Genomic DNA, 19,092 nt, shown 5'->3' on the forward strand with positions numbered 1-19,092 from the left:
AACTATTTCAACGCAAGTTCGCTTTCCTTTCGCTTATCCGCTAAAATGGCCGTATGAGGCTGTTAAGAATGGGGGATAAACGTGAAAGAACAATTATTTAATGCCATTAATAATCATGCGGATACGCTGAAACGGATCGCCCTCTTTATCGGCGACAATCCGGAGCTCGGGAATGAGGAGGTACTGGCGTGCGGGAAATTGACGGAGGAGCTCGAGCGGCAAGGATTTCAAGTCGAGACCGGAGTATTGGGTTTGTCCACGGCTTTTATCGCCACCTATACGTCGGGCAAACCCGGTCCTACAGTCGCTTTCTTGTGCGAATACGATGCGCTTCCGGGGCTTGGGCATGCATGCGGCCATCATCTGATCTGTACGATGGGGCTTGGAGCGGCTATCGGCTTGAAATCGGTGCTGGACGACATCGGAGGAGTGATCCGGGTATACGGGACGCCCGCTGAAGAAACGAAAGGCGCCAAAGTGCCGATGTCGGAAGCCGGACTGTTCGATGATGTGGATGTTGCGCTTATGGCCCATCCGTTTCATAGATACGAGAAGTCGGGATCGTCGCTTGCGATGGATGCGCTGCAGTTCGAATATTTCGGCAAAGCGGCCCATGCCGCGGCGAATCCGCAGGATGGCGTCAACGCGCTGGATGCGGTACTGCTTCTGTTCCATTCGTTAAATGCACTACGGCAGCAGCTAGCCAGCCATGCTCGTATGCATGGCGTTATCACGGACGGCGGGGAAGCTCCGAACATCATTCCGGATTATGCTTCGGCCCGATTTTACATCCGATCGGCCAATCGTCCGTACACGGACGAAACGGTGCAAAAAGTATTGCGCTGTGCGGAAGGAGCGGCTTTGCAAACCGGCTGCACGCTCAAGACGAGCAATTACGAATACTCTTACGACGAGCTGAGAACGAACGTACCTTTGTCCGAAACGTTTACGGGCAACTTGATCGGGCTCGGCATCCCGGAGGATCGGATTCACGAAGGCCGGGATCACGGCTCACTCGACCTTGGCAACGTTTCCCGCCGGTGTCCGTCCATTCACCCGTTCGTTCAGGTTATCGATGAAACGTATATGCTCCATACAACCGAATTCCGCGACCTTGCCATGACCGACCGCGCCTTGGAGGGTATGCTTCTATCCGCGAAGGCACTTGCCGCCACCGCTTATGATGTGATGACGGATTCGGAGCTGCTCGGCAGAATCCGGGCGTCTTTCAAAGAATCTTCCATACTCTAACATGCAAAAGAAGCCTTCCCGCATTGGGAAGGCGGAGCTTGTCGAGAAAGTCTAAAGAGAATTGAGATGCAAAAAGGGGACAGGGAGATGTGCGTAAAGCGAAGCGTCTGACTTTAAAATCGAGTTGTACCAGCAATAAGTCTAAAAAGACAACTTGATTTTAACGGAAGTGGAGCGCATTCCCTGTCCCCTTGTCCTCTCCGCTCCCTCTCTTTGCAGACTTCCTCAATCCCCAGCCTTCCCACAAAGGAAGGCTTCTTTTGCATCCATCACTCCATAACATAAGCCCCAAGCAACACCGCCGTATTGGCAACTGCGTCCATGTGCGTCCGCTCCATTCCATGCGAAGCATGAACGCCGGGACCGATCAACGCGGCACGGATGTTGCTTCCTCCCCGCAGCGCCGCCGAAGCATCCGAGCCGTAATTCGGGTAGATGTCCACCGCATACGGAATCCGATGCTGCTTGGCAAGCTCGATCAGCTTGGATGTCATTTCGTAATCGTACGGGCCGGAAGAATCTTTGGCGCATATCGATACGTCGGTTTCTTTGCAGCTAAGGTCGTCGCCCATCGCCCCCATATCCACGGCGATCAGTTCCCTGACATCCGGCGGCAAATAAGCGGCCCCATGTCCTACCTCTTCATACACCGAAATGACGACTTTCAATGTCCGATCGGGTGCGACTCCCGCATCCCGCAACCCACGCAGCAGGGCAAAGACAGCCGCCACACCCGCTTTATCGTCCAAATGACGGGATTTGATATAGCCGTTCGGCAGCTGTCTTACGCGCGGTTCCCACGAGATGAAGTCGCCGACCGATATGCCAAGCGCCAATACGTCGTCTTTGCTCGCCGCATGCTCGTCGATCCGTATCTCCATATTCGCTTCTTCGCGCTTCATCTCGCGCGCATCGCCATATACGTGTACCGAAGGCTTGACAGGCAGCACTGTGCCTTCATACTCCCGACCGTCCCGCGTATGAATTCGGCAGTACTCGTTCTCGACGGAGCTCATCATATACCCGCCGATTGGCGTGAACCGGATGGTGCCGTTTGATTTGATCGATCGCACCATGGCTCCCAGCGTATCGACGTGAGCGGAGATGCCGAGCGTCTCCTCCCGCTTGCCGGGGACCGTAATAATAACGCAGCCTTTCGGCGTACGCTCGGAAGCGTAACCCAAAGCCGCGGCTTCCTGCTCGATCATGGACGCTATACGCCCGCAGAACCCGGACGGACTCGGCGTATGGAGCAGCCTTAGCAAAATATCCGTCAAGTACTCCCGATTGATGATCATGATCCAAACCGTCCTTTCCTTAAGTGAATGGGATTCATGCTCCAGTTCCGTATGATATCGGGGACAAATGGCAAACTACTGTAGGATTCCCCGAAAAGGCTCCGGAATATGTTTCACGGGTCGCTATCACGCTGCGGGAACCTGATCGGGTGCCCGTTTTTTCGGGAATCCGGCAGGGAGGTGATCGTAATGGCAGGTCGCAACAATCGTCCGAAAAACAATGGTCCGGCGGGTCATCCGTCACACATCGAACAATACCGCGAAGAATTCGCGATAGATTTAACCGACAAAGAACAGGACAACGAACAAGCGGGCAAAAAAGATAAAACGCGATTCACGATGTAGCTCTGCCTCCGTCGCTACAAAAGCGGAGAGTGTCCTTACCGCAAGGACACTCTCCCTCCTTCTTTTATGTTGAACGGATCGGAAGCCATTCCAGAACCCGCCGGATGTATTCATCCCACAAATCCCATGAATGTCCTCCCGGTCCTTCTTCGTACTTCACATCGAGTCCGAGCGAACGGGAATGTTCCAGAAACTTCAGATTTGCCGGATACAAGAAATCATCCGTCCCGCATGCTTGGTAAAGCTTAGGCTTAGGCCCGTCCGACGCGGCGGTTTTCTCCGCCAGCTTGAACAGATCGTCGTCCGAAGGGATAGGAGCGCCGTCGCCGAATATGTAGCGGAAATCTCTGGCCCATCGATCTTTGTTCCCGCTAATATCAAGCGCACCCGACAAGCTTGCGGCCGCAGCGTACAAGTCGGGACGTCGAAGCGCAAGCTTGAAAGCGCCATAGCCGCCCATCGACAGACCCGCCGCGAAAGTATCCTCTCTTTTGTCCGATAGCGGGAAATAGGCTCTTGCTTTGGCCGGCAATTCTTGGCTCACGAACGTCCAATACGGAAATCCACCCGCCATATCGGTGTAAAAGCTGCGGTTAACCGCCGGCATGACGACGGCGATTTGCTTATTGCGGACGTATCTCTCGATCGAAGTATAGCGCATCCACGCCGTATGATCGTCGGATAGCCCGTGCAGCAAAAAAAGAACCGGATATTTCAAGTCCGCCGGCTGGCCCGGCTTCGGATCGGGCAACAGTACGTTCATCGACGCCCCGATCGCGAGCGTCTCGGAAATAAAATTACATTGAATGAATGCCATGTTCTACCAACCTTTCTGCGCAACAAATCAATCCTATTATAAGTTCAAAGCACGAATTGCGCCATTCCTTTTGAGACCGGCAAACGCTTACAAGTAGCAGCTTGCAACATTTTATTTATAGCCGACGGTCAAATCGGCAACCGTACGCTGCTCCAATTCGAAAAGGACCCGCTTCTGCCATTCCCCGGCAAACTTCGTAAAGTAACACTGCATTTCTTTGCCGAACAATCCGTCCGAGGTTGAATCGAGCAGCGCCTGGGAAAGCGGTTCCGGCAGCTGAAGCGCCCGGTATACGTCGGCAAACGTGATTTGGTCGGCCGGTTTGGCGAGTAAATAGCCTCCGTCGCGCCCTTCCTTGGCCACAACCAGATTAAACTTGGCCAATTGTGCCATAATGCGACGCAGCAGCGTCGCCTGCGACTCCATTTTGACGGCGATTTCGCAGCTCGGGCATACACCGTTATGAATCGCCAGAATGGCCAAGGACTGCAACGCGTACCCGAACCATTTCGCATTTGGAGCTTCTTTTCTAGTCGTCTCCATCTCTGCCACCCCCTCTTCCCTATATTGCCTTTTTTCCGACATATTTGCAATCATCATCCGTGCCAAAAAAAAGAAACGGAAGTCTGATGCTTCCGTTTCCCCATAGAGTACCGCGCCGGCGAGCCGGTATGATTATGCCCGGGTTTCGAACGAATCCCAGAATACGACTTCCGACAAAGGCAAACGAGTCGTCGGGTGTCCTTCCTTCGCCGCTTTGCCAAGCGCGATCAGCATGACCGGCACCCAGCGCTGCGGTACGTCGAAAGCTTCCATAAACTTATTCGCGTCATATCCGCCCATCGGAACCGTATCGTAGCCCTTCGCTTTGGCCGCAAGCATAAGCTGCATCGATACAAGTCCGCCGTCCACAAGCGAGATGCTTTTCAATTTATCTTCGCCGAGCGAGCTGTAAGTCTGCACGGAGCGCTTTACGAAATCCGCTTTGACCATCTCAGGCATATACCCCGCCGCTACCGCGCTGCTGTAAATTTGTTCGGCTTTCTCGTACCCCATCGGATCGGCGAATACGGCGATGACGGCGGACGCTTCGACTACTTGCTGCTGGTTGTAGGCGATCGGCAGCAGCTTCCGCTTGAGCTCGGCGTCCTGCAGCACGAGGAATCGCCATGGCTGCAGGTTCGACGAGGATGGGGCCAGTATCGCCGTCTCCAAGATGTCCTGCAGCTCCTCCTGCGGAATTCGCCATTCCGGATCATACGATCTAACCGATCGGCGTTGTTTGGCTACCGCCAAGAAGCTTTGCTCCTCATTTGTTTGCACATTGTTTTGAACTTCTGTCGTCATCTTCTCATTCCTCCAATGGGATTATTCGTTACAGTTGATCCGCGAAATGCCCTCGAACTATTACTATGCGGAATTACACACAGTATCGGGTAGATCATCCCTGCTCATGAGATGGAGAACGAACCTATCTCCTTTTCACCCCGGGACTCCGGTTTGATTATTTACTGCAGGATTGACTTTTCTGCAATACGCTCTCTTTTTACTGTATAATTAATATGCACAGTATATGTCGAAACTGTTCCTTTGTCAACCACAGTATTTGCACGACTATCGGATTCACATGGTCCGTCGCTTTTGTCTTTATGTCGTCGCGTAACGGAATCCAATTGCCGCACCTGTATTTAGCCTGTACAATATGGTAGGAAAACTATTATAAGATAAAGCGAGGTTTCGGCACATGATCATCGATTGCCACAACCACCCGGACTGGTACGGCTATAACGTCACCCGCTATTTGGACAACATGAAGCAGTACAACATCGACAAAACTTGGCTGCTCAGCTGGGAATGTCCGGATGACGAGTATAACCCGTCCTATAAGAAAAGCATTCCCGACGCCGGTTTGCCGGACGGACCTATCTCCTTCCGCCGCTGCGTGTCCTATGCCGAGCAATATCCGGACAAATTCATTCTCGGATACGCGCCCGATCCGCGCCGGCCCGACGCAATCGACAAGCTGGACCACGCCATCAAGCTTTACGGCGTCAGGGTGTACGGCGAAATCAAGCTGAGGATGATGTACGACAATCCGGACGCAATCCGGTTATTCCGCTTCTGCGGCGAGAAGGGCTTGCCCGTAACGGTTCACATCGATTACGAATTTTCTACCGGCTCCAAGTACCCTCGACCCAACTGGTGGTACGGAGGAGGCATCGAATCGTTCGAACGCGCGGTCAAAGCTTGCCCCGAAACGATATTCCTCGGACATGCCCCCGGCTTTTGGGCGCATATTTCGGGCGACGACCAGTACGATAAAGCCGCCTACCCTACAGGCAAAGTGCAACCGGGCGGCAAAATAACGGAAATGTTGAACCGTTATCCGAACCTGTACTGCGATATTTCGGCCGGTTCCGGCGCCAATGCGTTCAAGCGCGATCCGGAATTTGCCAAATCGTTCCTGCTTGAATTCCAGGATCGTATATTGTACGGACGCGATTATTTCGACAATGTCCATCAGGAAGTGTTGAATTCGCTCGGACTTCCGGAGGACGTACTGACCAAAATATACTCGGGCAACGCCTTGAAGCTTGTTCCGCTATCCTGATACAATGAATGGTAGCCGGGCTCTCGTCGTTACGAGATTCGTTGCTCGCGGGAGCCCGGAATCAGGTTAAAGGAGCGTTTTACACCCGATGCCTAACATATGGACTCACTTTCTGTTCGGCCGCGAGCTCGCGGGCAAGATCGGACTTCAAGAAGTGTCGGCTACTCCGGAGCTTCTGCGCATTTATCAATTCGGATGCCAGGGTCCGGACTTTTTGTTTTATCACCGTTTCCTGCCGTGGCAAACCGGCATCGGAATGCCCAAGCTGGGCGGAGCGATGCACAGCGGCAAGTGCGGGCCGTTCATGCTCGATTTGCTGGATCATGTGAAGGGCAAGCCGCTTCATTCGGCGGAAACGGTTTATGCGCTCGGTTTTTTGACCCATCATATTTTGGACCGGAATGCTCATCCGTACGTGTTTTACTTATCGGGCTTCAAGAAATGGAACCATCAGCGGTTCGAGATCATCCTTGATACGTTGGTCGCACGCAAGCTGCTCGGCATCGAGACGTGGATCACTCCCGTGTGGAAGGAACTGTACGCCGGAGACCGGCTGCCCGGCAATATGGCTTCCGTCTTTGATCAGCTCGCCCGCTCCCATTATCCCGACATCGCTTCGAGCTTCGGCACCGGCGATTGGGACGATGCATACCGTGACATGATTCGCGCGCAGAGGCTGTTTCACGATCCGAGCGGGCTGAAGCGAACGATCACCTTCGGCAAAATAGAGCCTTTCGTCTTCAAGAAAAAAGTTCCCGCCCTTGACTTTCTGAACGAGTCCCGGAAAGAGTGGCGGCACCCGTCCATTCCGGAAGAACGCCATAACGAGAGCTTCTGGGATTTGTGGAACCAGGCAATGGATGACGGAGAACAAGTGATGGCAGCGGCGCTCCGCTATATTTCCGAGGAATATGCCGCACGCTCTCAAACCGCCGCTGCGAACGACACGAGGCAAGCGTTGGAGGATTGTCTCGGGGACATCTCTTATGAAACCGGCAAACCGTGTGCCGACGGCTGGAAAATCGTGCATGCCGAACCGATGATATGAGACCAACTTCAGACGTTATCGAGAGCCTGTCTCCCGGTAACGTTTTTTTGTTTTGAATAGAATTCGGTAGCTTCGGTAAAAATCACCTTATCGCCGTAATAAAAGGAGAGTAGCTCCATGTTCCATGATCGAATACATGATTCGTCCGAATACGCGCTGTTCAGCCACTCGATCCCTTTTGGACATAATAAGGTGCTGCAATTGACGGTTATTGCATTCACGCTGTTTTGGGGACTACTCGCGATATGGCCGACCGACCGGTCGCTGTGGCTTGTGGAGAACATTCTAGTCGCCGGACTGGTAATCGTACTCGTCTGGACGTATAGAACGTTCCAGTTTTCCAATTTTTCGTATATTTTGATCGCCCTGTTCCTTTGCTTCCATACTTACGCGACCCATTATTCTTATCAGCATACGCCGATCGATACGTGGCTGAAAGCGACGTTTCATACGAAACGCAGCTATTATGACCGGGTCGTCCATTTTGCCTTCGGCTTGCTCGGAGCCTATCCGCTCCGCGAGCTTTTGACGCGGCTCGTCTTGCTGCGCGGCTTTTTGTCATACGCCATTCCGGCCGCGGTCATATTAAACTTCAGCGCTTTTTTCGAAATCGTGGAGATGGCGGCGGCCAGCCTGGCCGGTCAAGGGCAGAACAGCGAGCAATTTATCGGCATGCAGGGGGACTTGTTCGACACGCAGAAAGATATGATGCTCGGATTCATCGGAGCGGTATTGTCGATGGGGCTGTTGGTATGGATCGTGTGGCGTGAGGAAAACAAAGCTCATCCATAAGCTAGCGACATAGATGCACAAAAAAAAGCCGCTGTCCCTGCGCGATAAGGAACAACGGCCTTTTTAATGTTCTTAGGCTTGGGCCGCTTCCGCTTCCGCAGCCCCTTTCTGCAAATTGACTTTGGCCAGCAGCGCGATCCCGACAATGAAAAATACGACGAGGGCCAAAATACCGAGACGGCTTGAACCTGTCGCAAGTCCAACTACCGAGAAGACGAACGGCCCGACGATCGCCGAGAACTTGCTGGATACGCTCAAGAAACCGAAAAATTCGGCCGGACGATCGGCGGGAACGAGACGGCTGTAGATTGACCGGGCAATCGATTGGCTGCCTCCCTGAACCATCCCTACGACAAAGGCCAGCGCATAAAACTGCCAGGTTTCCGTCATGAAATAGCCGAAAATAACAATGAGCACATAGATGCTGAGCGAAATGTATAACGATAGCTTCGAACCGAGCCGCTCGGCGATTTTACCGAACAGCAGCGTGAACGGAATGCCGACGAACTGCGTGATGACAAGAGCGGCTATCAAATGGGACGTGCCCAGACCGATTTCTTTGCCGTAGATCGTCGCCATCGTAATGATCGTGCTGATTCCGTCGTTGAAAAACCAGTAAGCGATCAAATATTTAAGCAGCTCCGGATATCGCGTAATGCGCTTGAACGTGTTCCATATGCGGGAGAAGCCGATTACGGTATACTCCCCGAATTTATGCCGCGGTCCGTCTTTCCTGTCTTTCACCTTGCGGAACAGCGGAAGCGAGAACAAGTACCACCACAGCGCGACGGATGCGAAAGAGATATAGGTGCCGGTCAAACTATCGGGCAGCCCGAACCAACCGTACTTTTGGATCAGCAGAAGGTTCAAAACGAGCAGCACGCCTCCGCCGATATAACCGAACGCAAACCCTTTGGACGATATGTAATCCCGCTTCTCCGGCTCGACGAGATCGTTCAGTAAAGCATCATAGAAAGCATTTCCTCCGGAAAATCCGATCGTGCCCAGAATGAACAAGACCGAGGCCAGCAAATAGTCGCCGTTTCCGACAAATACGAAGCACAGAGAAGCCAAAATACCCAAGTACGAAAAAAGCCGCAGAAACAAAACTTTAAACCCCGAGTAATCCGCAATCGCTCCCAAAATCGGCGTCAGCACGGCGACGATCAGCATCGCGACCGACTGCGTCATCCCCCAGTACGATGTGGCCATCTGCTCGTTCGGCAGCGTCGAAGCCGCAACATCGCTATAAAATATCGGCAGCACCGCAGCCATCATCGTCGTGGCGAATGCGGAGTTGGCCCAATCGTACATAACCCATGCCCGAACCGTCTGTCGATCCATGGGAGCCCCCCTTTCCGAATGTCGGCCGCGTGCGAGCGCGGCGATCCATCAACATTGTACCACCGCATAAGGAGAATCGACTACGTTTTTTTGCCGGGACGATCGCATAACAATTAAGTGCTAGGTCTGGGCACCCACACATTCCACTTCTAGACGGTAATCATATACTATCCCATTCCCCGACATAAAGGAGATGAATAAAGAAAATGGCGTACTGTCCAAAACCGATATGCCCTGCTAGCAATGTGGTCGACCCGCCCAAAGTCATTTACAAAGATTATTACCATCCCCAAATCGTAAACGTGATCCATCCCATCGAAATCGTGAACCGGCACCATTGCGTTCCCGTACCGCGGCACGTATATTGCTACTCCCAAAGAGACGAGTACCCTACGCCGACACCGTATGTCCCTTATCGTCGCGGACGCTGATTGAACCGGAAACTTCCCCGCGGCCAACGTTCTCGCGAAAAAAAAGATGACCCGGAAACAGCGCAATCCGGGGCATCTTTTTTTACTGGCCTTCTTCCCTCAGCTCTCTTCTGAGCACTTTGCCGATCATCGTCTTCGGAAGCGATTCCCTGAATTCGTATATTCTCGGCACTTTATAGGAAGCGAGCTTGGAACGGCAGTGCGTATCGAGCTCGGTTTCGGTTACGCCCGCGCCGGCCTTCCGCACGACGAAAGCTTTTACCGTCTCCCCTCGATATTCGTCCGGAACGCCGATCACCGCCGCCTCCTGAACGTCGGGATGCTCGAACAGCACCTCCTCTACCTCCCGCGGGAAAATGTTATAACCGCCCGCGATAATCATATCTTTTTTCCTGTCCACGATATGAAAGAAGCCGTCCTCGTCCATGAAAGCCATATCCCCGGTATGAATCCATCCGTCGATCAAAGTTTTCGAGGTCTCCGCCGGATTGTTCCAATACCCCTTCATCACTTGAGGTCCGCGAATGAGCAGTTCGCCGATCTGTCCGTTCGGTACTTCTTCGCCGCTCTCCGGATCGATAATTTTGCAATCGGTGTCCGGCCAAGGCAGTCCGATGCTCCCGGTTTTGCGCACTCCCCAGATCGGATTCGCATGCGTAACCGGCGAACATTCCGACAACCCGTAACCTTCGACGAGACGTCCGCCGGTCAACCTCTCGAACTGCTGCTGAACTTCCAGCGGCAGCGGCGCAGAGCCGCTGATACAGCACCGGATCGAGGAAACCCGGTATTTTACGGCCGATTTGGGGTGATGGTTGATGGCGATATACATCGTCGGCGCTCCCGGGAAAATAGTCGGCTTCTCGTGATGAATCGTTTTCAGCAGCATCTCGATTTCGAACTTCGGAACGAGCAGGATGTTCGCGCCGATGGACAACCCGAAATTCATGCAAACGGTCATCCCGTACACATGAAATAGCGGTACGGCAGCAAGCACGGTCTCCTGCCCCTGCTCGGTCTTATACAGCCATGCTCCGCACTGACGCACATTCGCCATCAGGTTCGCATGCGTCAGCATGACCCCTTTCGGCGTTCCCGTCGTTCCGCCCGTATACTGAAGGACGGCGACATCCTCGTCCGGATCGGCATCCAGCCTTGCGGGTGCGGGATCTGCCGAACGAAGCAGACGATGAAATACATACAGCCGCTCCGCTTCCGAATCGTATTTCGGCAAAGGCGAGCCTTTCCGTTTCTGCACAATCGGATACAGCGCTTTCTTCAAGGCCGGCAGCTCGTCGCGAATGCTTGTGACGATAATGCGCTTCAATCCGGACTTCTCGCGGATATTGCGGATTCTGGGCAGCAGCAGGTCCAGGCAAACGATCGTCTCGGCTCCGGAATCCGTCAAGTGCCTCAGCAGCTCCCGCTCGACATGAAGCGGATTCAGTTGAACGACGATGCAGCCGGCAAACAACACGCCGTAGTAGCTGACGATATACTGAGGCATGTTGGGCAGTAGCAGCGCAACCCGGTCCCCCTTGGAGATCCCGAGACGCTTCAGTGCGTCGGCAAATTGAAACGATTGGCGGAGTAAATCCTTGTACTTTATCGTCTTGCCGAAAAAAGTAACGGCGGTTCGTTCCGGAAACCGCTCCGCCGCTTCAATCAACAGGTTTGTAAGCGGAACGGACGGATAATCGAGCGCAGACGGCACTTCTTGCGGGTAATAGCTATGCCACGGTCGCCGATCCATGAATCATCCACCTTCCTTTGCGCAGCTTCGCAATACGCGCGGTTAGTTAATGATATGGGGCGATGCCTGTTCAACATGACGAGAACTGTCGAGGATGCCGATATGCCGGAAAAGACAAAATACGACCAAATACGAGTAAAAATATCGAAACAAGTCGAAAAAAGATAACAAAATTGCATCTTTTCGGCTATAATGGGGGTAAGCCAGCCGCTTAATCCACACCATTTCCGTTGCGCCGGCACCCTTGCTTGCGACAACCATACACCTGGGGTGTATTCATGCAAATGAAATCGCATTCTTTCTATATCGTATTCGCTTGCGTCGTGCTCATGCTCGGCTTCAACAACGTCATCTACTACTTTACGACCAAGGAACTGATAGTCGGCCATGTGGAGGACCAATCTCTCCTCACCGCTTACAATCTGCGCAATGCCGTCGACCGTTACAAGAAAAGCGAACAGTATGTCGAGGATATGATCGGTCAACAGCTGAGAATCGCTGCCGTCGCAGCCATTGACCGCCTCGATCCGAAGGCCGCGAACGTCACGAACGAACAGCTCAAACAGCTTAGCATGGAACTGGGCGTTTCGCATATTACGCTGCTACAGCCCCAAGGCGACGATATAGTCGGGGTTCGCTCCTCCGATCCCGCCGAAATCAATATGAGCACGAAAAAGTGGGGGTATTGGTTTAGCGCTTTCCGGCAGCTGTGGAGCAATCGGGAAGTGACCATTCCGGAAGGCCAGAAGCTTCTGAACTATTGGTCCGGGCCGATCGGGTACGCCGACACCGATCCTTCCAAAATTGATAAATGGGGCTATTACTACGACGGCTCGACCGATTATATTATTAACCCGTACGTAGAGGACGTTCAAATCAAGCAATATGACCGGCTCGCCGGGCCCGACGTCATCTTGAACAAAATGATCGAAGTCAATCCCAGTATTTTGGAGCTGACCGGTTTTAACTACAATACGTTCGGCAATCCGCTGAAGGTGAGCAAATCCCAGAGCGGCGATTATTTCGTTGCGCTGCCGAACCGTCCCATTTTGTTCGGCACCAATCAATATTCGGACCCGGAACGCGACTTGAAAAGTGTCAAGCTGGCATTCGACTCAGAGAAGCCGATTACTTATACGGCTGTCGTCAACAGCCATAAAATACTCAAAAGCTTCATACCCGTCCCGTCGCGTTCGGGCAATCCGCAGGCGGATGTTCCTTATGTTATCGGCGTGGTATTCGATTACAATACGATTCAGGAAGAGCTGAACGATCAAATTCGTTCGATCATTAACCGGATCGCGATCATGACCGGTCTCAGTCTTATATTCTTGGTAATCGTTTTCCGGATGATCAAACGAAACAAGGATGAGGCCGTGCGGGTAACGCAGGAGGCTTATATCGACGAAGTGAACGACATGTTCACGACGATCCGGGGACAACGGCACGATTTTCTGAACCACGTTCAGACGATCCATACGTTCCTTCAGTTGAAAAAGTACGAAGACCTGCACCGGTATACCGGCGAGCTGCTGGGCGAAATCCGTCAGACGAACGATATTATCCAGATCGGACATCCCGCCGTTGCGGCCATTGTCCAGTCCAAAGTCGTCATCGCGATGGACAAGAAAATCGATTTTCGGCACGATTTTTTACTCACCGGCAACTTCAACCTCGGCGTTACGTCCGTCGACATCGTAATCATTATCGGCAATCTCGTCGATAACGCTTTCGATGAAGTGGTCCAATTGCCCGTTCATGAGCGGTGGGTGGAGCTGTGCGGTTCGTATCATGCGGGAAACCTAGTTATTTCCGTTCGCAATCCCGGCAGGACACTGAGCGACGAGGAGAAGGCCAAAATTTTCACACCCGGCTACAGCACGAAAAAAACGGCCGATCACTCCGGATTGGGGCTCGCCGTAACAAAGAAAAGAGTCGGCTACTACAAAGGCACGATTACGGTGGAAAGCGATCAGGAGCAAGGCACCGTATTTATCGTCAGCATCCCGCTCCAACGATTCGGCAAAACCTCGTAGCGCAAGAAGCGGACGCCTGGCGGCATCCGCTTCTTACCGGAAAGCTAGGTATCGGCACTATGACTTCTTCATTCCTCGTCCCGTTTCATCGTCCGGTCGATCCGCTCCAGCAGCTCCTTCACCGAATCCGCATCCGTTCGCCCATGCTGCTTCCATTCCCCGAGCATTCCGGCGATTTCCCCCGCCAGCCGCTCATTCTCATCCGACGACCCGGTCAAATTATCCGATGGATCGAACCATACATACGTTCCGTTCGGCCCGTTCCTAAGAAACGGACGCCGCCAATGATCCGGATATGCATAGTCTTGCTCGCCGAACATGATCGACAATACGTCATCGTTATCAAGCGGCAGCAGCTGGTGAAAAGATTCTTCCGTTCCTTCCGCCACGGACAGATGCAAAAAGGCGTAATGCAAATAATGTTCGCCCGTCGCGGAATCTTTGACGATCTCGTACAATTCCGTATCTTTGTCGTCCTTTGCGATTTCCTTAACCGTTTGCAGCCGCTCCTGCAGCGAATCTTGCGGCACTTGCCGCATGGATGTCCACGATTCGTTCATAGCGCGCGCTCCTCCTTTTTTGCCGGCTTCAAGCTTGCTCCTTCCGGACGTTCGCGATCGAACACTAATGTGCGACGAGGCAGTTTCCAGCCGTAATAGACCGACAGCATGCGCAACAAGACTATGACGGCAAACAAAGCCGCCGTTGCCAATTTGCCGTGCATCCACCCCATCCCGATCACGATACCCGACAGCATCGTCCATAGCGCATAGACCTCTTCCCGGAATACAAGAGGCTTCCTTCCGGCCAACACGTCGCGGATGACTCCGCCGCCTATCCCCGTTGCGACCGAAGCGAAAATAACGACCCCGACCGGCATTTCCATCTGAACGGCATACAGCGCACCCTGTATCGAAAACGCCGCCAAACCGATCGCATCGAAAAAAGAAGCGATAGGCTGCCATCTTCGTATCCATACGGCCGGAAACAAATAAATGACGATGATCGTAATGAGAGCCGTATTCAGAAACAACGCTTGCGACCACAAAGTGGTGATCGGATGTCCGATAAACAGATTGCGGATGACTCCGCCTCCAAATGCTGCGGCCATGCCAAGCACCGCGACACCGAACAAGTCGTATTCTTCCTCCATGGCGATAATAGCACCGCTCGCCGCAAAAGCGACGATACCGAGCAAGCTCAATATATCCCAAGTCAATTGCTCTCTCTCCCCACCTGCTAACCTTGCGTCAAGTACGATTGAATGCGTGAGGTGAGCAAACCGATCGCGATATCGTTTCGCCCGCCTTCCGGGATAATCAGGTCGGCGTATCTTTTGGAAGGCTCGACGAACGCGTCATGCATAGGCTTTACCGTATTCAAGTATTGGGCGAACACCGAATCGACGGTTCTTCCCCGCTCTTGAATATCTCTGGAAAGACGCCGCAGCACGCGCACGTCCGCATCGGTATCGACGAACACTTTAATATCGAGCTCTTGCCGGATAAGCGGATCGGCAAACAGCAATATTCCTTCCAGGATGACTACTCGCTTCGGCATCACGCGTACAGTCTCGTCCACGCGGCTGTGCGTCGAGAAATCGTATACAGGCATCTCGATCGGCTGCAGTCGGCGCAGCAGACGCAAATGTTCAAGCAGCAACTCGCCGTCCACCGAATCAGGGTGATCATAATTGATTTGTTCCCGCTCTTCCATAGACAGATCCCTATTGTCCGCATAATACGAGTCTTGCGAGAGCAGTGCGACCTGCACGGACCCGAGCTCCGTCACGAGCCGCTCGGCGACGGTCGTTTTGCCTGAACCGGTTCCGCCGGCGATTCCGATCATTAACATGATGCAACCTCCGATTCGACATAAATCGCGCTTCGCTCTATTGTACATCAACCTTCATCATGATGAAACAGCCGGTTCTACACAAGCGCGTTATCTTTTATGAGCCCCAGTAGTCTTTCTCCAGCACCCGTAGCTTCTCGAGCGATTTGGACGCCCATTGTGCGAGCTCGTGGTCTTTTTCCGTTCCGTTCGACGCATCAGCGGAGTCGATGATTTTGTCCATTGAGCGGACCATCTCTTGCCAAGCGTGACGGAGCGATTCCGCATAAGTCGGGACTGCGCCGCCATACGGCTCAACCGTCGATTTGGGCACCCATACTTTCTCGCGATAGGCTGCCGCCCTGCGTTCGTGGAACATCGCTACATCGGCCCGGTATGGATGATGAAGATCCCCTTGCAGCGGGTGGCGGATTACGGCGGCAATCTCCAGCAGGATGCGCGGTGATGCTTCCTCCACGGTTTTGGCGATGTAAGCTCCGGATCTATACTCCACAGTCCAATATTGCTCGTTTTCGCTCATGACGGTTCATCCTTTCGTTTCGGGGTCGGATACAGCGGTTCAAGAAATCGGTTGACGTTCTCGATCGATTCGAACGCGTAAAGCTTTCGGCTGACGGCTCCCCGCTCGATATGAATCAGGCACGGCACGCTTTCCACCTGCCACCGGTTTACGAGGCGCGGCATTAGATTCACGTTGGCTTTCTCTACCGCATAATCCGGCCGCATGACCTGCAAAATTTCAATCATCCGTTCGGCAAGCTTGCAAGTGCCGCACAACGGCGTATACAAAAAGACGGCGAACTCGCCGCCTTCTTCGGACCGTTTCATCCATTCCGCTTCCGTGCGTTCGCGCATTGCTCAGTCCTCCATGTTGTAAGGTTCCAGCTGCCGCAGCGTGCGCACCGTATGCTCGAGCAGATCGGGGATATCGCCGATTTGCCCTTCGCCGATTTTGCGGTCGAAATGAACACCGATTTCATTTTTGCAGCGGGAGCCGTCATCGCCGAACCGGAAAGACAAGGTTTGGACGATCGCCGTATTCGAGTCCCATATTTGCTCCAAAATGTCTTGTATGTTTTTGCAAGCCGTAACAGGGTTGCGTACCATAATGGAAAATACGATTTCGAGCTTGCAGCCCGGCAGCGCATTCCGCCACTCCAGCTTCTCTCCGGCCAAATCGACAAGGCCGGCGGACAAACGGATTTCCGCGGAGCATTTGCCGTCCTTCATCCGGTAACGCACTGCATAGCTTCTCGACATCGCGGCAAGATCGATCAAATCGGAGCGATGCATGACGACGATTTGTCCGTCCAAATCGAGGTCGTACACCGCGCCTTCGAATACGACTTTCAAATTCTCATAAATCGTCGGGTCGAACATACGCTCCCTCCATCTTCACGAATTCGAGTCGGGCGAAGCCTTTTTCTCCGGGGAAATTAGGTTTTTGACTTGTCTATGGGCCGGTCGTCCCGTTCGCTTCGGCGCAGCTGCCTCCTCTGCCCCCGAAACACCCGTCTGGACGATATCCAGTCCGACAAATGCATGCCGCATCCGCATCATTTTGCTGACCGCTTCTTCTTTCGTCATCGGATGTCCGTACGATTTCCCTTTATAGCTAATATAATACGACATGGTTGCTGTTCAACCCTTTTTCTATAGTCTCAGGGGGTTGCGGGTCACGATATGTACGAATCCGAACGGCAAAAAGCGGGAGAACGTGATGCCGTCCCCCCGCTGTCTGTTAAACGTACAACGTTTCGCGCAATCTTTTCACGTCTTCGTTGTTCAAATACTCCTCGTACGTCATTTGCCGGTCGATCAATCCGTTCGGCGTAATCTCGATAATCCGGTTGGCGATCGTTTGGATGAACTGCCAGTCGTGCGATACGAACAGCATCGTGGCATCCGTATCGATCAGTCCGTTATTAAGCGCCGTAATTGATTCGAGGTCGAGATGGTTCGTCGGTTCGTCCAGCATAAGGACGTTGGCGCCGCTCAGCATCATTTTGGACAGCATGCAGCGCACTTTCTCGCCCCCGGACAGGACGGACGCTTTCTTAAGCGACTCTTCTCCCGAGAACAGCATGCGTCCCAGGAAGCCGCGGATAAACGTTTCGTCCTGATCTTTGGAGTATTGGCGGAGCCAATCGACGAGATTCAGTTCGACGCCGTCGAAATAAACGGCGTTGTCTTTCGGGAAATAAGCTTGCGTCGTTGTAACGCCCCATACGAACTCGCCCTGATCGGGCTCGGTTTCTCCGGCGAGAACTTGGAACAAAGTCGATTTGGCGGCTCCGTTCGGACCGACCAGCGCGATTTTGTCTCCTTTATTCACGACGAAGCTTATATTGTTAAGCAGCTTCTCGCCCTCTTCCGTTTTGCTGATCCGGTCTACGGACAAAATATTTTTGCCCGCTTCCCGTTCCGGCTTGAAGTTGATGTACGGGTATTTACGGTTCGAAGGCTTGATGTCATCCAGCGTAAGCTTCTCAAGCTGCTTCTTCCGGGATGTCGCCTGCTTCGATTTGGAGGCGTTCGCGCTGAACCGCGCGATAAACGTTTCCAGCTCCTTGCGTTTCTCCTCGACCTTTTTGTTCGATTCGCGCATCAGCTTCATCGCAAGCTGGCTGGACTCGTACCAGAAGTCGTAGTTGCCGACGTACATCTGGATTTTGCCGAAATCGATATCGGCGATATGCGTGCACACTTCGTTCAGGAAGTGGCGGTCATGGGATACGACTATGACGGTGCCTTCGAAGCGACCCAAGAAATTGACAAGCCAATTGATCGATTCAATATCGAGATGGTTCGTAGGCTCGTCGAGCAGCAAGTTTTGCGGTGTGCCGAACAACGCTTGGGCCAGCAACACGCGAACTTTCTCGTTGCCGCTCAGCTCCTTCATCTGCTTGTCGTGCAATTCGGTTCCGATCCCGAGTCCGATTAGAAGCGATGCGGCATCCGATTCGGCTTCCCAGCCGTTCAGCTCCTGGAATTCGCCCTCCAGCTCGGCCGCCCGCATTCCGTCTTCTTCGGAAAAATCGGGTTTTGCATATAACGCATCTTTCTCTTCCATAATAGAAAATAGATTCCGATGACCCATGATGACCGTCTTCAGCACCTGGATATCGTCGAACTCGAAATGGTTTTGCTTGAGCACGGCGAGACGCTCGCCCGGAGTGACGAACACTTCACCGCTGTTCGGCTCGATTTCACCGGACAAAATTTTCAGAAACGTCGATTTTCCCGCACCGTTTGCGCCTATGAGACCGTAGCAATTCCCCGGTGTGAACTTTATGTTAACGTCTTCAAACAAGGCGCGCTTTCCGTAACGCAGCGTAACATTACTTGTACTGATCATGAAGCAACATTCCCCTCATTGATTCTGGCCGTCAAATCGTTAGTATAGCATATTTTGGCGATACTTCAAAGCATTTGCCCGATTTGGTTCGATATTGGTTTGAGATTGGTTTTTTATAAGCGTTAGTGTAATATTATGCATGGGACGAGGCAAC

The 19,092-nt window shown here is 52.9% G+C and carries 20 protein-coding genes; 6 read left to right on the forward strand and 14 right to left on the reverse strand.

The annotated features are described in order from the left end of the window. Positions 1-75: 75 nt before the first annotated feature. Complete coding sequence (locus FE783_RS11825) at positions 76-1,251, forward strand: M20 family metallopeptidase (RefSeq protein ID WP_420799733.1); 1,176 nt, start codon at positions 76-78, stop codon at positions 1,249-1,251. A gap of 269 nt (positions 1,252-1,520) precedes the next feature. On the opposite strand, the gene FE783_RS11830 is transcribed toward FE783_RS11825, so the two are convergent. Next, on the reverse strand, positions 1,521-2,549 hold the full coding sequence (locus FE783_RS11830; protein WP_138879549.1) for a M42 family metallopeptidase: 1,029 nt from the start codon (positions 2,547-2,549) through the stop codon (positions 1,521-1,523). Between the two features lie 189 nt (positions 2,550-2,738). On the opposite strand from FE783_RS11830, the gene FE783_RS37490 reads away from it, so the two are divergent. Further along, positions 2,739-2,894: a hypothetical protein gene (locus FE783_RS37490; RefSeq protein WP_158301754.1), complete on the forward strand. Its 156-nt coding sequence runs from the start codon at positions 2,739-2,741 to the stop codon at positions 2,892-2,894. 64 nt (positions 2,895-2,958) lie between these two features. Here the strand turns inward: FE783_RS37490 and FE783_RS11835 are convergent, their stop codons facing one another. From FE783_RS11835 to FE783_RS11845, 3 genes are all read right to left on the reverse strand, one after another. After that, positions 2,959-3,711 carry an alpha/beta hydrolase gene (locus tag FE783_RS11835; protein WP_138879550.1) on the reverse strand — a complete coding sequence of 251 codons (753 nt, stop codon included), beginning with the start codon at positions 3,709-3,711 and terminating at the stop codon, positions 2,959-2,961. A 111-nt stretch (positions 3,712-3,822) separates the two neighbouring features. Beyond that, the gene (locus tag FE783_RS11840) at positions 3,823-4,254 is read right to left on the reverse strand and encodes an RrF2 family transcriptional regulator (protein WP_138879551.1); all 432 of its coding nucleotides are present in this window, start codon (positions 4,252-4,254) and stop codon (positions 3,823-3,825) included. A 132-nt stretch (positions 4,255-4,386) separates the two neighbouring features. Next, positions 4,387-5,058, reverse strand: coding sequence for a nitroreductase family protein (locus FE783_RS11845; protein WP_138879552.1), 672 nt, complete (start codon positions 5,056-5,058; stop codon positions 4,387-4,389). Positions 5,059-5,455: 397 nt separating this feature from the next. Here FE783_RS11845 and FE783_RS11850 point away from each other — a divergent pair, with 397 nt between their 5' ends. From FE783_RS11850 to FE783_RS11860, 3 genes are all read left to right on the forward strand, one after another. Beyond that, positions 5,456-6,322 (forward strand): amidohydrolase family protein, encoded by an 867-nt coding sequence (locus tag FE783_RS11850; protein ID WP_138879553.1) that lies wholly within the window; start codon positions 5,456-5,458, stop codon positions 6,320-6,322. 88 nt (positions 6,323-6,410) lie between these two features. Beyond that, entirely contained in the window at positions 6,411-7,370 is a 960-nt protein-coding gene (locus FE783_RS11855) for a zinc dependent phospholipase C family protein (protein WP_138879554.1), read from the forward strand. A 117-nt stretch (positions 7,371-7,487) separates the two neighbouring features. Further along, on the forward strand, positions 7,488-8,162 hold the full coding sequence (locus FE783_RS11860; protein ID WP_138879555.1) for a DUF2238 domain-containing protein: 675 nt from the start codon (positions 7,488-7,490) through the stop codon (positions 8,160-8,162). Between the two features lie 72 nt (positions 8,163-8,234). Here FE783_RS11860 and FE783_RS11865 read toward each other — a convergent pair whose 3' ends face one another. Both FE783_RS11865 and FE783_RS11875 read right to left on the reverse strand, forming a co-directional pair. Continuing rightward, positions 8,235-9,506 carry an MFS transporter gene (locus FE783_RS11865; RefSeq protein WP_138879556.1) on the reverse strand — a complete coding sequence of 424 codons (1,272 nt, stop codon included), beginning with the start codon at positions 9,504-9,506 and terminating at the stop codon, positions 8,235-8,237. A 513-nt stretch (positions 9,507-10,019) separates the two neighbouring features. Then, entirely contained in the window at positions 10,020-11,690 is a 1,671-nt protein-coding gene (locus FE783_RS11875) for a long-chain-fatty-acid--CoA ligase (RefSeq protein ID WP_138879558.1), read from the reverse strand. A gap of 278 nt (positions 11,691-11,968) precedes the next feature. On the opposite strand from FE783_RS11875, the gene FE783_RS11880 reads away from it, so the two are divergent. After that, positions 11,969-13,726 carry a sensor histidine kinase gene (locus tag FE783_RS11880; RefSeq protein WP_138879559.1) on the forward strand — a complete coding sequence of 586 codons (1,758 nt, stop codon included), beginning with the start codon at positions 11,969-11,971 and terminating at the stop codon, positions 13,724-13,726. Between the two features lie 68 nt (positions 13,727-13,794). Here the strand turns inward: FE783_RS11880 and FE783_RS11885 are convergent, their stop codons facing one another. The 8 genes from FE783_RS11885 to FE783_RS11920 form a co-directional block, all read right to left on the reverse strand. Continuing rightward, positions 13,795-14,286 carry a hypothetical protein gene (locus FE783_RS11885; protein ID WP_138879560.1) on the reverse strand — a complete coding sequence of 164 codons (492 nt, stop codon included), beginning with the start codon at positions 14,284-14,286 and terminating at the stop codon, positions 13,795-13,797. After that, entirely contained in the window at positions 14,283-14,945 is a 663-nt protein-coding gene (locus tag FE783_RS11890; protein ID WP_238402997.1) for a trimeric intracellular cation channel family protein, read from the reverse strand. Before FE783_RS11890 ends, FE783_RS11885 begins: the two co-directional genes overlap by 4 nt. Before the next feature lie 20 nt (positions 14,946-14,965). Then, positions 14,966-15,580, reverse strand: coding sequence for a uridine kinase (udk, locus tag FE783_RS11895; RefSeq protein ID WP_138879561.1), 615 nt, complete (start codon positions 15,578-15,580; stop codon positions 14,966-14,968). 97 nt (positions 15,581-15,677) lie between these two features. Continuing rightward, the gene (kapB, locus tag FE783_RS11900) at positions 15,678-16,100 is read right to left on the reverse strand and encodes a sporulation phosphorelay system protein KapB (protein ID WP_138879562.1); all 423 of its coding nucleotides are present in this window, start codon (positions 16,098-16,100) and stop codon (positions 15,678-15,680) included. Beyond that, a complete protein-coding gene (locus FE783_RS11905) occupies positions 16,097-16,435 on the reverse strand; it encodes a thioredoxin family protein (protein WP_138879563.1) in 339 nt (112 codons plus the stop codon). Before FE783_RS11905 ends, kapB begins: the two co-directional genes overlap by 4 nt. A gap of 3 nt (positions 16,436-16,438) precedes the next feature. Continuing rightward, positions 16,439-16,960, reverse strand: coding sequence for a hypothetical protein (locus tag FE783_RS11910; protein WP_138879564.1), 522 nt, complete (start codon positions 16,958-16,960; stop codon positions 16,439-16,441). A gap of 15 nt (positions 16,961-16,975) precedes the next feature. Continuing rightward, positions 16,976-17,212, reverse strand: a complete 237-nt coding sequence (locus tag FE783_RS11915) for a hypothetical protein (protein WP_138879565.1) — start codon at positions 17,210-17,212, stop codon at positions 16,976-16,978. Between the two features lie 109 nt (positions 17,213-17,321). Next, entirely contained in the window at positions 17,322-18,938 is a 1,617-nt protein-coding gene (locus tag FE783_RS11920) for an ABC-F family ATP-binding cassette domain-containing protein (RefSeq protein ID WP_138879566.1), read from the reverse strand. Positions 18,939-19,092 lie beyond the last annotated feature (154 nt).

The organism is Paenibacillus mesophilus, from assembly GCF_005938385.1.
Classification (GTDB): Bacteria; Bacillota; Bacilli; order Paenibacillales; family NBRC-103111; genus Paenibacillus_AB; species Paenibacillus_AB mesophilus.

Coding starts and splice junctions, on each gene's coding strand:
- FE783_RS11915 (WP_138879565.1), bottom strand. CDS start 17,212: ATGTCGTATTATATTAGCTATAAAGGGAAATCGTACGGACATCCGATG.
- FE783_RS37490 (WP_158301754.1), top strand. CDS start 2,739: ATGGCAGGTCGCAACAATCGTCCGAAAAACAATGGTCCGGCGGGTCAT.
- FE783_RS11845 (WP_138879552.1), bottom strand. CDS start 5,058: ATGACGACAGAAGTTCAAAACAATGTGCAAACAAATGAGGAGCAAAGC.
- FE783_RS11835 (WP_138879550.1), bottom strand. CDS start 3,711: ATGGCATTCATTCAATGTAATTTTATTTCCGAGACGCTCGCGATCGGG.
- FE783_RS11860 (WP_138879555.1), top strand. CDS start 7,488: ATGTTCCATGATCGAATACATGATTCGTCCGAATACGCGCTGTTCAGC.
- kapB (WP_138879562.1), bottom strand. CDS start 16,100: ATGAGCGAAAACGAGCAATATTGGACTGTGGAGTATAGATCCGGAGCT.
- FE783_RS11880 (WP_138879559.1), top strand. CDS start 11,969: ATGCAAATGAAATCGCATTCTTTCTATATCGTATTCGCTTGCGTCGTG.
- FE783_RS11875 (WP_138879558.1), bottom strand. CDS start 11,690: ATGGATCGGCGACCGTGGCATAGCTATTACCCGCAAGAAGTGCCGTCT.
- FE783_RS11865 (WP_138879556.1), bottom strand. CDS start 9,506: ATGGATCGACAGACGGTTCGGGCATGGGTTATGTACGATTGGGCCAAC.
- udk (WP_138879561.1), bottom strand. CDS start 15,580: ATGTTAATGATCGGAATCGCCGGCGGAACCGGTTCAGGCAAAACGACC.
- FE783_RS11855 (WP_138879554.1), top strand. CDS start 6,411: ATGCCTAACATATGGACTCACTTTCTGTTCGGCCGCGAGCTCGCGGGC.
- FE783_RS11885 (WP_138879560.1), bottom strand. CDS start 14,286: ATGAACGAATCGTGGACATCCATGCGGCAAGTGCCGCAAGATTCGCTG.
- FE783_RS11850 (WP_138879553.1), top strand. CDS start 5,456: ATGATCATCGATTGCCACAACCACCCGGACTGGTACGGCTATAACGTC.
- FE783_RS11840 (WP_138879551.1), bottom strand. CDS start 4,254: ATGGAGACGACTAGAAAAGAAGCTCCAAATGCGAAATGGTTCGGGTAC.
- FE783_RS11920 (WP_138879566.1), bottom strand. CDS start 18,938: ATGATCAGTACAAGTAATGTTACGCTGCGTTACGGAAAGCGCGCCTTG.
- FE783_RS11905 (WP_138879563.1), bottom strand. CDS start 16,435: ATGCGCGAACGCACGGAAGCGGAATGGATGAAACGGTCCGAAGAAGGC.
- FE783_RS11830 (WP_138879549.1), bottom strand. CDS start 2,549: ATGATCATCAATCGGGAGTACTTGACGGATATTTTGCTAAGGCTGCTC.
- FE783_RS11910 (WP_138879564.1), bottom strand. CDS start 16,960: ATGTTCGACCCGACGATTTATGAGAATTTGAAAGTCGTATTCGAAGGC.